The following is a 12,774-nucleotide window of genomic DNA, read 5'->3' as shown; positions in this document are numbered from 1 at the left end:
TCACCTCTATTAACGTTCGCCAAAAGCTTCTCTCATGTTGGTAAATACGGGCTTCCATAAATATTGGAAGATGGTTTTTTCTCCGGTGACGATGTCAGCTTCGCCAGTCATACCTGGTAATAAGTTTAGCTTGCCTGGCTCTGCGCCAAAGTATGGCTTCTCAATCGCAATCCGGACTTTGTAGTAAACCCCACCTTTTTCATCGGCGTCAGTGGTCGGCGAAATCCGTTCAACAACCCCATCTATTGCGCCATAGCGGCTGTAGTCAAACGCATCGATTTTGATTTTGGCTGGTTGCCCTACCGTCACAAAGCCAATATCTCGAGGTGACAACTTAGCTTCCAGTAAGGCAGTTGGAGTCGTCGGCACCACCACGGCTACTGTGCCTCCCGGCTGGATTACACTCCCAGATGACGTATTCGGTATCGACTGAATAATGCCATCAACCGGAGACATCACCGTATCTTGCTGGATTTGCAGATCGGAAGATTTCAGTCTCGCGGTCACGCCAATTAACTCTGAATGCGCATCTGCACGCTTTTCACCCACTTCTTTAAACAGCGTCGCTTCCCGCTGTTCAAATTGACGGCGCTGGTTATCAATGTTCCTCTCCAGTACCGTTCTCCTACCTTCGAGACTTTTTAACTCACGTAAATACGCATCCAATTTCTGCTGGGTTTCCGAGATGGTCAATTTCGATACGGCCTGAACGCCCCTCGGTGAGTTCATTAATCGCAATGATTCGCGGGATGAGTTGATCTGGTCTTGAAGCGGCGGGATTTCCAAATCGATGCTCGACAGTTCTGCGTTCGATTTCGCAATCTCGGACTCAGATAACTGCATAATCGCTTCACGCTCTTTGTTCATCCTCGCCAGACTTTTCTGGTGTTGCTCGACTAATGCAGGGTACGTCAATTCATAAGAGGAAAAATCCGCTGGTCGCCCTTCGATAAAAGCGTTGTACCGTTCGATTCGTAACCGAAGGTTAGCTTGTTGACCGAGTAGCTCTTCTTCTACTGCTTGGCTGTCGACCGACACAAAACTCGCGATCACATCGCCCTTGCTGACCAAGTCGCCTTCAGTAACTAAAACCGATGCCAATGTTCCTCCTGACTGGCTTTGAATGACCTGCTTGTGACCCAAAGGAACAACTTGTCCTTTCGCCTTGGCGATTTCTTCTATGTCGGCAAACACTGACCAAAGCAAGACTAAAAATACCGAACCAACAACAAACCACATCACCTGTTTAATCAGGCGTTTTTCCATTGGCGCTTCGATGGCTTCTGTAAATTCATGTTCTGGTAAGTAACGATTCGACAGTTGCTTATCATCCATGCTGTGCTACCCCTGCAGTTACCTGTTCTGATTGTTGTGACGGTTCAGCTTGCTTAATAATTGGTCCGCAATACACCAAACTGCCTTTGTCTAAAATGATCACTTTGTCTGCGAGTTCGATCAGTTCTTTGTCATGACTGCTAAACAAAATTGTTGCGTGTCCTCGACGCTTCATCAATGTCTGTTTAAACGCTCTTTTTGCATATGGGTTTCGATTGGCAATAGGTTCATCCAACACTAAAAAAGGTGAATTTTTCAGCAGTGCAACGGCAAGCCCGACGTAGGAGCTTTCAACCGCAGAAAAGACATTTTCACCACGATGGAATATCTCGGTATCAATATCATCTCCGATAGCTTGCAAGAGCGAGGTCGCCCCTGCGGCATGTAAGGCCTCTCGAATTTCATCATCAGATGCGTCTGGATTCGCGACCCTGAGGTTTTGGGCTAATGAACCGGGGATAATATCTGCGTGAGTTGGGCTATAGGCAGCCCAACGACGAAGCGCTTCTGGGTCATACTGTTTGGTGTTTTTGCCGTTGATAGACACATAACCCACCTGACCTTCCAGAACACCGAGTGCCGATAGTAAGAGAGAAGTTTTACCGCAACCATTCGGGCCGATGACAGCCACCAGCTCACCAGGTTCTACATCGAATGTTACCCCTGACAACGCAGGTTCACTTTCTGCACCGTATCGCAAAGTCACATGCTTAAATGAAACCGAAGGAGGCTGATGTGTTTCCGGAGACTCAAGCCTCAACGAATGAAACTCTGTTGGAACCTCCATCAAACGATCAAACTGTGCGATAGTGCCTTTGACCATGGCAAACTTCTGGCGCGAGGCAAACGCCAACTGAGCAGGTCCGGTAACACGCCAAATCAGCATAGTGGTCGCGATCAAAGCACCTGGCGACATCTGCTGATTCAGCACCAGAAAAATGCCCGTAAATACTGATACCAATACGGTAGTCAGCCCCATCCCATGCGCGACGGCAGTATTTAGTCCGTTACGTTTAGAATAGAGAAAGTTTTGCTGGCTGTTTTCTTTGGCCCTACGCATGAAATGCTGATACCAACCTTGGGATTCGCCCGCTATTTTCAGATTAAGAATGCACTGTGATATTTCGTTGAAGCTACCTTGATAATCACTGCTGATCGTTGGCGAGGCTGCTTTTACATACCGCTCTAACCCTTTTAAAATAAAATAGAAAATCAGCAACATCGCGATAGGCACAAGCACTAACCAACCGCTTAATAATGTGATGGCTAGCAGTGGTATCAACGTGAACGGCAAATCCACCAGACCTGATCCAGAAGGGCCGGAAATAACCTTACGCACATTTTCTGAATTCCGAATACGGCTGATGTGACTGGCCAACCCTACTCGGCTCAATACCGCCAGTGGCATGCTTAATAATCGGTTAAAAGTTAACGCAGATAAATCTCTTGCAAACCGATTACTCACCCCTGCGATCAACCGTGCACGGAAAAATCGGCTGCCAACCATAATGATCAATGCCAACACCGCACCGAAAGCAATGTTGGGTAGAATCTGCGGTGCATGACCTCCGATAACGCGATCATAAACAGCCATAGTAAATAGAGGAATGGCTAAACCCGTTAGCCCAGACAAAAGACTTAACCAGAAAATAGGACGATACCATTTCACCTTCTTACGAAAATGAGCCAGAAAACGCTGAGTTTTGTTTCCTTCCATCGGTAACGCATTAACGATAAACACAAAACCGCTTTCTGGTTCCCCATCTAAACTTTGCCATTGCTTATTTTCGTCAAGCTTTTGCCACTGATTTTGACGCCAGCGAACAATCTCAGCACTGCCCGAGTCATCTACCCAAATAAACGGATAAACCGAGTCTTTTAATTTTGTCGCAATGCAAGAGTGAACGGTGACATCCAGTTGGTGCTTTTTGAATAAAACATAGGTATCTAGATAGCTGAGATCATTGGCCACATGACCTTTTTGTATGCTCCTGGCTTGCGCGTGCAGTCCAAGTTGATCAAAAAACGTTGCCATCACCGGCTTCATTCCGATTATTGAACGATCTTCTATCGACATTAGCTCTCTCCCGTAACTTGCTTTGACGACAACCGACCTTCAATCGATAGACTAATTTGACTGTCGCTGAGCGCTATCACTTCATCAAAATAGGACGCAATAATGATCGTCATGTCTCCTCGCTTTTCATTGAGTAATGACAACAATCTTGACTGTGAATCAGCATCCATCGATACCATTGGTTCATCCAGTAAGAGAATAGAAGGCTTCTGAGACAGTGCCCGAATCAAAGAAATAAGCTTAATCGCCCCTTTATTCAGGCTAGCGTTATCATGCCGCCCTATTGGCGTTTGAAAGCCGTAAGGAAGTTGGCTGATAGTGTCAGACAGTCCCAACCGATCGGCCAACTCCATAGCATACGGTTCACTTTCATGACGAAAGAAAGTCATGTTCTCCAACACGGTCCCATGAAACAGCGTTCCCCATGGCGCGACATAGCTAACTGACTGACGAAATTCGAACTCATCGTGCTCGTAAAGTGGTACACCTGCGATCGCTATAGTTCCTTGCTCTGGCTGATGGTAAGCGCCCAGTGAGCTTAACAACAAACTGGCATAACTCATGGGGTTAGAATTAACAACGGTGATGGAGCCTGAAGGGATATTCAAGTTAATGTCGGAAAGTGACGCGCCAACTTTACTCACACTTACGTTAGTAAATGATATTGGCCCCGATGGCAGTTTGCTCTGATATACGGTTTGCGTGGTAAATTGCTCTTGAGGTGCATTGATTAAATCTTCAATGTCCTGACTGGCTGCGCGTGCCGTCACTAATTTAGCTCGCAGACTACCCAAAGCACTGAGCGGTGCGACCGATCTCCCAGCCAAGATCGAGCATGCAGCCAAACCACCGGTGGTCATTTGGCCATCCAATACCGCCAAACACCCGACAATAACAAGCGCTAACGTTGTGCCTAACGAGGCACCTTGAATTAGCTCTTGAAGTTTCGCCGCTTGCCAGTCAACCTCGTTTTGTTTTTTCAGATTCTCGTGGTTAACGTCTTTATATCGGTATGTCATTCGTGCTTCTAACGCGAGCGCTTTTACCGTTGCAACGCCTGACAGGACCAAAACGAGAATGCGCGTGCGTTCACTTTCCGTGACTGCGAGTTCCTGAGTCACCTCCAATAACTTGTTACTTACTCGCCAAACCCATAGCCCAGCGATACACCACACCACGACAGGAACCAAAACCACCCAGCCACCAATATAAGCAATCAATGCCAAAAATAGTAAGGTGAAGGGAATATCCATAAAGGCTATCGCAGCCTGCCCTGAATAGAGGTCACGCACGCTAGAGACACTTTTTAAGCCACTTAATATTTTTCCAGAACCCAACGACTGCAAATACTGGTAATCGGCTTTTAACAATCGCGTTATCAGTTTTGCAGTGACATCAAACTCGTAGTTGGCAGCCGCAGAAGCAAGAAACCAACTTCTGACATAGCGCAATATCACCTCGAGAAGAATCGCAACCGCAACACCCAACAACAACACATTTGCTGTACCATACGCTTCATTCGGTAAGATCCTGTCGTAGATTTGCAGCATGCTGAAAGGCAACGCAAGAGACAGCAGGTTAATAAAGATTGAAGAAAAAAGTAATTCGTTGAAGTTCTTATTCTTTGTCAAAGACTGAATCTGTGCTCGCATCAACTAAGCCCCGGCTTCCATATATTTAAGTCATTATTTTCATCCTTTGATATTAGACAACGATGAAAGTCACTGCATATATTCTGAGATTCTTTTTGCCAGATGAGACTTTGCCAGCACATATTTTGGCGTATTTGGCTTTAATGGCGTAGAAGGGTCGGGGTTTACTTCAAAGATCATCAAATCATCGCGCTTGGAATAACCAACAGCACAACAAGTCAATTTTATTAAATTCAACAACGGTAAATGCCAAGCGTTTGGCATCACCTCTTAAACAAAACTAGTCCGCATTTTTGATCGTCAACGTTTCATTAAATTGATTATCTAGCAGCTTATATACGCTTTTGCCTTCTCCGCTTATCCAGTTCAAGACTTCATTATTAGGAATTAACAAAGGCATGCGGTGATGAAATTCGCTGCATTGTTTATTTGGCTCTGTTGTTAATGTGACCAGATCTTTAGCCTCATTCAAGGCGATACCAGCCATGTATAAAACATCACTCTCGCCTGGGCTGAACAGATATTTGACCTTTTTTCCATTTTCTTCTTGCCACTCATACCATCCAGAACACGGAACCACCACTCGGTTAAACTCGAATGCATGAGCAAATGTGGCCTTAACCGCCACCGTTTCAGCTTTGGCGTTTATGATCAGGTTATTCGCCCAGTCGGGTTGTATTCCCCAAGGTAAATCGAGCTGTTGAAGTTCTCCGTCTACAACGCCAACCGTAGAAACAATCTGTGTCGGTCGTAGGTCTTTATTTGTCTCCGTTTTAAAACTGATGCCGAGCTGCTCGGAAACAATTCGACAAAGCGGTTCGTTGATCACATTTAACCTGCCACACATATCACACTCCTAAGAAACACCTATGTAACACAAATTATAGTTACTTTCTGACTCAAGCATTTTTCATGTATTAACATGACTGATACTCAGGAGTTAATACCTAAAACATCACTATGAAACATGAATGATATCAGTCATCTGACCCCTATAATTTTTAATTTCTAGCCCGAAAATTCCCTCTAATTAAAGTCACAGAATTTCAAAAATTGAATAGCCTTTTCCTTTTTCTAACTAACGTCATGGCGAATCAAGTGTTAACTTAACCTTAACATCTTACATAAGGTAAAAACCGCTGACGGGTAAAAGTTGACGATTTTATTCAGCCCCAAGAAAAAGAATAGCCTGACTAAAAGAGCGCTTTACGAAAACACTCTACTAACAATTGGACGTTTAAGTATGAATACGATTATTAAAAAGACTGCTGCCACTGCATTGTCATCACTTCTGCTAGCTTCACCTGCGTTCGCCGCAGACGTAACATTGCGATTCGGACACTTTTGGCCTTCAGTATCTGATATTCATAAAGAGATTTATCAAAAGTGGGCTGACACCGTTGAAGCGGATTCTAATGGCCGTATCAACGTAGAGTTATACCCGTCTTCTACTCTCGCCAAGCCACCAGCGCAATATGATGCCGTTAAACACCGTATCTTAGATATGACCGCAACAGTGCAAGGTTACTCAGCAAACCGCTTTCCTCTGACTCAAATCGTTGAGCTACCAGGGGTGGTACAAAACGCTACTCAAGGCTCTTGTGTGATTCAAAAGCTATACGAAGAAGGTGCGTTTGCAAATGAATACAAGGATTCAAAACCACTGTTCCTATTTACCCACGGTGCGGGCTTACTGCACGTAAAAGGAAAAAATATTGAGCAGCCTAGCGACTTAGAAGGCCTTCGCATTCGCCGTCCAACTGCCGTCATCGGTGGCTTACTAGAAGAACTTGGTGCACTACCTGTCGGTATGCCTGCGCCGCAATCTTATCAATCGCTTCAACGTGGTGTGATTGATGGTGTTGCTCTACCTTGGGAAGGCGTGAAGAGCTTCAGAATTAACGAGCTGGCAGAAAACCACACTGAAGTGGGTGGGTTGTACTCGCTAGCCTTCATCGTGACGATGAATAGCGATGTCTACAACTCTCTTGATGATGAGCTTAAAGCGGTTATCGACAAAAACTCAGGTGCCGCTTGGTCGAGCATTGCGGCACAAGTATTTGATGATCTAGATAGCAAAGGCCTTGAAGAAGCGAAAGCAGCGGGTCACACCATCAACCGTATTGATGCATCAAACAACCAAACAACCTGGCAACCAATCTTCGATAAAGTTATCGAAAACTACTTGTCGGACTTGGAATCGAAAGGCCTAGCCGCACGTGATGTTTACAAGCGAGCAATGGAACTGTCGCAAGACTGTAGTAACTAACCGCTGCCTTTCAGCCTGAATTAAGGGAATGAGACTATGAAAACACTCATCAACCTAGTCAATCGCGCGGCACATATCGCTCACTTGGGCGCAGGTTTTATCTTAGTGTCGATGATGTTCATCACGCTTGCTGACGTTATTACTCGTGCGGTTTTTAATTTTACGGACGGTAGCATTGACCTGACGTTTGTCGGTGGCATAGAGCTGATTAAGTTTGGTTTGTTGTTTGCCATTTTGCTGACTATGCCTCACTCGGTAGCCAAATCTCAGGTCATTGTTGACCTGTTTACTGAGAAAATGAATCATCGTGTGAAGATATATCTTGAAGCCTTCTACAACCTAGGTTTTGCACTACTGGGCGCGGGTATGTCAGTGCGTTTCTTTGACGCGATTGAATCAGCCGCGCTTACCGGAGAAACCACTCAGGACTTACAAATCCCGCTGGAATACATCTATATGGGAGTCGTTGTCGCCACAGCGCTACTTGCAATCCGCGCATTGATCATCGCCGGTGAGCTTATTTTTCACTGCCATACCCCAGCGACTAAAAGTGGCGGTGATGCGCCAGCAAAGTCAAGCACCAAAAAAAGTAACGTGCAACAACGAAACAAAGAGGAGTTAGTCTAATGGATGCTTCAACGATTGGTCTAATTTGTATTGCGTTAATGTTGGTAATGATGGCATTCAGAGCTCCTATCGCGTTATCCATGGCGGTAACCGGATTTGTTGGGTTCGGATCTATTGTTGCTTTTCCTTCAGCGATGGCAATTTTGGACAGCGGTCCGTTTGAGACCTTATCTAACTACAGCTTTAGCCCGATTCCAATGTTTATCCTCATGGGTGTCTTTGCCTCTAAAGCGCAGATGTCTCAAGAGCTGTTTCATGGCGCGAGAACACTATTTGGTCGCTGGCGCGGCGGTATGGCACTGGCAGCAGTAACCTCTTGTGGTGTTTTCTCGGCTATCTCTGGCTCTTCTCTGGCGACCGCAGCAAGTATGTCTCGCGTTGCTCTGCCAGAAATGGAAAAGAATGGCTACGCGATGTCATTGGCAACCGGTACGCTTGCGGCAGGTGGTACTCTAGGCATCATGATCCCACCGTCTATCGCGCTTCTGCTTTACGCCTTGATCACAGAGCAGTCTGTGGGTGACATGTTTATCGCTGGCCTAATCCCTGGGTTACTTGGCCTGTTCTTATACTGTGCGACTATTGCTATCACAGTTTGGCTAAAACCAGAGCTAGCAACGCCAGGTGAACAAACGTCATTTGCAGAGAAGATCAAAGGGCTTAAAGGCTTAGTTCCTTTCACCGGCATCTTCGCTTTCATCATCTGCGGTATCTACTTTGGCCTGTTTACACCAACCGAAGCAGCAGCTATTGGCGCGGCAGGTACATTAGTCATCGCCTTGTTCCGAGGAATGAAATGGAAACAATTTGTTGAAGCGGTAGAGGAAACACTGGCTCTCTCGTCCATGATCTTCTTCATGATCATTGGTGCAGAAATTTTTGGCTACTTCCTTTCAGTTTCAAGAATCTCTTACACCTTGGTGGAAGTGGTCGATAGCCTGCAGCTTTCTCCTTACATGGTTCTGTTTGCGGTGCTGTTACTGTTCATCCTATTAGGTTGTGTCATGGACAGTATTGCGATGTTGCTACTGACAGTGCCGGTGGTTTACCCACTCATCGAAGCGGCAGGCTTTGACCCAATCTGGTTCGGTATCGTTGCGGTAATTACCGTAGAACTGGGGCTGATTACTCCGCCAGTAGGGATGAACGTATTTGTCATCAAGTCGTTAGCACCGGATGTATCCATTAAGGACATGTACAAAGGCGTGTTCCCATTCGTTATGTCAGACGTCACTCGCCTGCTATTAATCATCGGCTTCCCATCACTCGCCCTGGGACTTCTATAATAATTCCTATCACCCTCACCACACGGAATGTGGTGAGGGCTCTTTCCCCTACTCAACTTTCCGGAGAATCTAATGAAAATCTTTAGATCAGGTATTTGTGTACCTGCGATAACTTGTGCCCTAGGTTTACTGTTATCCGTCAGTGCATCAGCCAAAACCGATGTAATCTTGTTAGGAACGGGCACGCCAGTCCCTGATGCTGACCGCTCTGGCCCATCAACCGCCGTGGTGTATAACGATACGGCATTTATCTTTGATGCGGGTGGCGGCATGGTTCAAAAAGCCATTGAAGCAGCACAAAAGAAAGGCATCAAAGCCCTATACCCAACCAACATCAAACACGTTTTCATCACACACCTTCACAGTGACCATATTCTGGACATCTCGGAATTGGCAGCAACCTATTGGTGGCGACGTGAAGACAAAGTATCGCTTTATGGCCCAGTTGGTACGGAAAAATTTGTAACGGGCTACTATGACATGTTGTCGGTTGATATTGGTTTACGCACAAGTGGTAAGCAGCCGTTAAAAGATCCAACCAACTACCAGATGAACGTGACCGAATACACCGAAAGCAACACCGTTTATGATCAAGATGGTGTTAAAATCGAGGCATTTACCGTTCCTCATGGTGATATCCGTCCTGCCTTTGGCTACAAAGTGACAACGCCAGACAAGGTTGTGGTTATCAGTGGCGATACGGCCTACTCAGACAAGATGATCGAAATCGCGAAAGGCGCTGATGTCTTGGTGCATGAAGTGATCAGCGAACAAGGGCTGTCGAAGCTTTCTGAATTTTGGCAAAAATACCACTCAACAAGCCACACCAGAACCAGTGAGCTAGCGAAGATAGCCTCTGAAGCAAAACCTAAATTGCTGGTGCTTAGCCACATTCTCCATTACAGCGCGCCTATCGAATCCGTATTGGAAGAAATTCAGGCGAGCTACGACGGAGAAGTCGTGCTCGGTAATGACCTGGATATTTTTTAATCCAAGCGTTTTCTAATATTCCGTGTCGAATGGGTTGAGTTGTCTGAAAGATGTCGGGCTCAACCCAGATTTATTCTTAAAGAAGCGAGAGAAATACGCAGGGTCTTCAAATCCCAGATTGTAGGCAATTTGGTCAACATGCAATTGGGTATACAGAAGGCTGCGCTTCGCTTCCACAAACAGTCGCTCTGCAATAATCGATTTTGCCGCCACCCCTTTTGATTTGCGACATACGCGATTTAACGTCGAAACAGACGTTTGCAGCGCTTGCGCATATTGAGCGACAGTCCAATGACTACGATAGTTATTCTCGAGTAGTTTTTGGAATTGATAGTAGTGACTATTTATTGAGCTACCAACGTTAGTCTCTTCGTCTTGTTGCTTTATTGCTCGGAATAGAGTCAATAAGATCATCTTTGCTAACCATTCAGAAGCTTGTCTCATTCCCACATCGTGTGCATTCAGTTCAGATGACAATAAATTACAATAATCATGCAGTTGAGTAAGAACCTTATCCTCAGTTGAAAATGAGAGCACTCTTGGTTTATCCAGCACGGTCTCAAATACACTCTCAGCGTACGATAACGCCGAATGTTGAATCATCGGTTCCGCGATACTGACAACATATCCCTCCGTATTCGGTGAAAAAACAAAGCCATGAACCACCCCAGTAGGAATTGCTATCACGCTGGCATTGTTAACATGTATCTTTTTATTATCTAAAGAAATTTCCGCATTTCCACTATCCAAAACTAAGATTTGGAATAGCTTTCCATGTCGATGTGGCTTAATACGCCACCCTCTGGTTTCGCTGCGAGCAGCAATGGTCTCCACGTGAACAAACTCGGAATTATTGCTGTCACTCTCTTCTCCATATAAGAAAAACCTTGGCACATCAGATATCGAACTCATCACTTACTCAACCGATAAAAAAATTTCCATATATGACTTAAAAGTACAAGAAATTGCCCTGTATGTGAATGGAGAGAATCACACTTTATTAACAAAATAGAAACACAAGGAATCAAACAAGCGGAGTGCTTAAAATGGAAGTTATCAAAACACAAGTTGCAATTATTGGCTCTGGCCCTTCAGGTCTTTTACTTGGCCAACTGCTTGCGAAACAGGGCATCGATAATGTCATCGTAGAACGTTCAACTGCTGATCATGTCCTGTCCAGAATACGTGCCGGCATCCTTGAGCAAGGTTTTGTTGACCTCATCAAAGAAGCAGGCTGTAACGCTCGTATGGATAAAGAAGGACATATCCATGACGGCTTTCAAATCAGTGTCGACGGCGAAAGTACAAGAATAGACCTCAAAGAACGCACTGGTGGCAAAGTCGTGACTTGTTACGGACAAACCGAAATCACCCGCGATTTAATGGAAGCGAGAAGTGGTGCCGGTCTACCAAGCTTTTATGATGCACCCGTTACCGAAATAGTCGCGCCTGACTCTACTTCCCCTGCGGTCAGATTCGAGCACGAAGGTACCCTTTACGAGTTGCAATGTGATTTTATTGCCGGTTGTGATGGTTTCCATGGTGTATCACGACCAACGATTCCAGATACCATCCGTAAAGAATATGAGCGAGTCTACCCATTCGGCTGGCTTGGGCTGCTAAGCGATACCCCACCTGTTGATGGTGAACTGATTTACTGCAAACACCCACGAGGTTTCGCCCTGGCAAGCCAACGTTCATCCACTCGTTCACGCTATTACTTACAGGTTCCCGCAACGGATAAAGTTGAAGATTGGAGCGACGATAAGTTTTGGGACGAACTGAAAAAACGATTACCAGCTGAAGCAAGCAAAAACTTACAAACCGGTCCTAGTATCGAAAAAAGTATCGCGCCACTACGTTCATTTGTGTGTGAACCGATGCAATACGGTCGATTGTTTCTAGTGGGTGACTCTGCACACATTGTACCGCCAACAGGTGCCAAAGGGCTTAACCTGGCTGCCTCTGACGTGGCGACGTTGTACAAGATCATGACCCAAGTGTACAAAAATGACGATATGGAATGCATCAAGCAATATTCAGATATCTGCTTACGCCGAGTATGGCACGGCGAGCGTTTCTCGTGGTGGATGACCAACATGCTGCACGACTTTGACGAACTCAGCGTGAACAACACGGATGGCGCTATATTCAGTCACCTCATGACCTCTGAACTGGATTACTGCCTACATAGCGAATCAGGTAAAACGATGATTGCCGAGCAATACGTAGGCTTACCATATGAAGCTCCAAAGCCGACGAAATAATACCCTCTGGCATGTAACAACCTCCCCCAAATAAGGATACCTAGGTATCCTTATTTTCAGCTCGCCTCAGGCTAATAAAGTTTTGCCCCATTGTAAGCTAACTTAATTGCTCTAATGAAAATGGTACCCTAAGTTTGTGATACTTTTTCTAATACTACACCGAGTTTAACACTGAACTGACCGCAACATCTTTTTCAGTCACTGCTTCCTAAGAACATGCAAGACAACCAGATTTAATTTCATAATTTTCAGCTTATTACGTAATTAATTA

10 protein-coding genes are annotated in these 12,774 nt (G+C 45.4%); 5 read left to right on the top strand and 5 right to left on the bottom strand.

What is annotated here, in order from left to right:
• Positions 1-9: 9 nt before the first annotated feature.
• The 4 genes from VEJY3_RS18305 to VEJY3_RS18285 all read right to left on the bottom strand — a co-directional run bounded on the left by VEJY3_RS18305 (position 10) and on the right by VEJY3_RS18285 (position 5,911).
• The gene (locus tag VEJY3_RS18305) at positions 10-1,335 is read right to left on the bottom strand and encodes an HlyD family type I secretion periplasmic adaptor subunit (RefSeq protein ID WP_014233902.1); all 1,326 of its coding nucleotides are present in this window, start codon (positions 1,333-1,335) and stop codon (positions 10-12) included.
• Positions 1,328-3,412, bottom strand: a complete 2,085-nt coding sequence (locus tag VEJY3_RS18300; RefSeq protein ID WP_014233901.1) for a peptidase domain-containing ABC transporter — start codon at positions 3,410-3,412, stop codon at positions 1,328-1,330. Before VEJY3_RS18300 ends, VEJY3_RS18305 begins: the two co-directional genes overlap by 8 nt.
• Complete coding sequence (locus VEJY3_RS18295) at positions 3,412-5,064, bottom strand: ABC transporter transmembrane domain-containing protein (protein WP_014233900.1); 1,653 nt, start codon at positions 5,062-5,064, stop codon at positions 3,412-3,414. Before VEJY3_RS18295 ends, VEJY3_RS18300 begins: the two co-directional genes overlap by 1 nt.
• 280 nt (positions 5,065-5,344) lie before the next feature.
• Positions 5,345-5,911 (bottom strand): SOS response-associated peptidase, encoded by a 567-nt coding sequence (locus tag VEJY3_RS18285; RefSeq protein ID WP_014233898.1) that lies wholly within the window; start codon positions 5,909-5,911, stop codon positions 5,345-5,347.
• A gap of 396 nt (positions 5,912-6,307) precedes the next feature.
• Between VEJY3_RS18285 and VEJY3_RS18280 the strand changes: the two genes are divergently transcribed.
• The 4 genes from VEJY3_RS18280 (at position 6,308) to VEJY3_RS18265 (ending at position 10,236) form a co-directional block, all read left to right on the top strand.
• A complete protein-coding gene (locus tag VEJY3_RS18280; protein WP_014233897.1) occupies positions 6,308-7,333 on the top strand; it encodes a TRAP transporter substrate-binding protein in 1,026 nt (341 codons plus the stop codon).
• Positions 7,334-7,369: 36 nt separating this feature from the next.
• Positions 7,370-7,960 carry a TRAP transporter small permease gene (locus tag VEJY3_RS18275; RefSeq protein ID WP_014233896.1) on the top strand — a complete coding sequence of 197 codons (591 nt, stop codon included), beginning with the start codon at positions 7,370-7,372 and terminating at the stop codon, positions 7,958-7,960.
• Positions 7,960-9,246, top strand: coding sequence for a TRAP transporter large permease (locus tag VEJY3_RS18270; protein WP_014233895.1), 1,287 nt, complete (start codon positions 7,960-7,962; stop codon positions 9,244-9,246). Before VEJY3_RS18275 ends, VEJY3_RS18270 begins: the two co-directional genes overlap by 1 nt.
• A 72-nt stretch (positions 9,247-9,318) precedes the next feature.
• Positions 9,319-10,236 carry an MBL fold metallo-hydrolase gene (locus tag VEJY3_RS18265; RefSeq protein WP_014233894.1) on the top strand — a complete coding sequence of 306 codons (918 nt, stop codon included), beginning with the start codon at positions 9,319-9,321 and terminating at the stop codon, positions 10,234-10,236.
• A 12-nt stretch (positions 10,237-10,248) separates the two neighbouring features.
• Here VEJY3_RS18265 and VEJY3_RS18260 read toward each other — a convergent pair whose 3' ends face one another.
• Positions 10,249-11,148: a helix-turn-helix domain-containing protein gene (locus VEJY3_RS18260; protein ID WP_014233893.1), complete on the bottom strand. Its 900-nt coding sequence runs from the start codon at positions 11,146-11,148 to the stop codon at positions 10,249-10,251.
• 134 nt (positions 11,149-11,282) lie between these two features.
• Between VEJY3_RS18260 and pobA the strand changes: the two genes are divergently transcribed.
• Complete coding sequence (gene pobA, locus VEJY3_RS18255; RefSeq protein WP_014233892.1) at positions 11,283-12,503, top strand: 4-hydroxybenzoate 3-monooxygenase; 1,221 nt, start codon at positions 11,283-11,285, stop codon at positions 12,501-12,503.
• Positions 12,504-12,774: the final 271 nt, after the last annotated feature.

Source organism: Vibrio sp. EJY3 (assembly GCF_000241385.1).
Lineage (GTDB): Bacteria > Pseudomonadota > Gammaproteobacteria > Enterobacterales > Vibrionaceae > Vibrio > Vibrio natriegens.
This window is presented reverse-complemented; position numbering and strand designations above follow the sequence as displayed.

Bases quoted from the DNA above. Each gene is read 5' to 3' on its own strand.
- VEJY3_RS18305 (WP_014233902.1), bottom strand. From the start codon at position 1,335: ATGGATGATAAGCAACTGTCGAATCGTTACTTACCAGAACATGAATTT.
- VEJY3_RS18300 (WP_014233901.1), bottom strand. From the start codon at position 3,412: ATGTCGATAGAAGATCGTTCAATAATCGGAATGAAGCCGGTGATGGCA.
- VEJY3_RS18295 (WP_014233900.1), bottom strand. From the start codon at position 5,064: ATGCGAGCACAGATTCAGTCTTTGACAAAGAATAAGAACTTCAACGAA.
- VEJY3_RS18285 (WP_014233898.1), bottom strand. From the start codon at position 5,911: ATGTGTGGCAGGTTAAATGTGATCAACGAACCGCTTTGTCGAATTGTT.
- VEJY3_RS18280 (WP_014233897.1), top strand. From the start codon at position 6,308: ATGAATACGATTATTAAAAAGACTGCTGCCACTGCATTGTCATCACTT.
- VEJY3_RS18275 (WP_014233896.1), top strand. From the start codon at position 7,370: ATGAAAACACTCATCAACCTAGTCAATCGCGCGGCACATATCGCTCAC.
- VEJY3_RS18270 (WP_014233895.1), top strand. From the start codon at position 7,960: ATGGATGCTTCAACGATTGGTCTAATTTGTATTGCGTTAATGTTGGTA.
- VEJY3_RS18265 (WP_014233894.1), top strand. From the start codon at position 9,319: ATGAAAATCTTTAGATCAGGTATTTGTGTACCTGCGATAACTTGTGCC.
- VEJY3_RS18260 (WP_014233893.1), bottom strand. From the start codon at position 11,148: ATGAGTTCGATATCTGATGTGCCAAGGTTTTTCTTATATGGAGAAGAG.
- pobA (WP_014233892.1), top strand. From the start codon at position 11,283: ATGGAAGTTATCAAAACACAAGTTGCAATTATTGGCTCTGGCCCTTCA.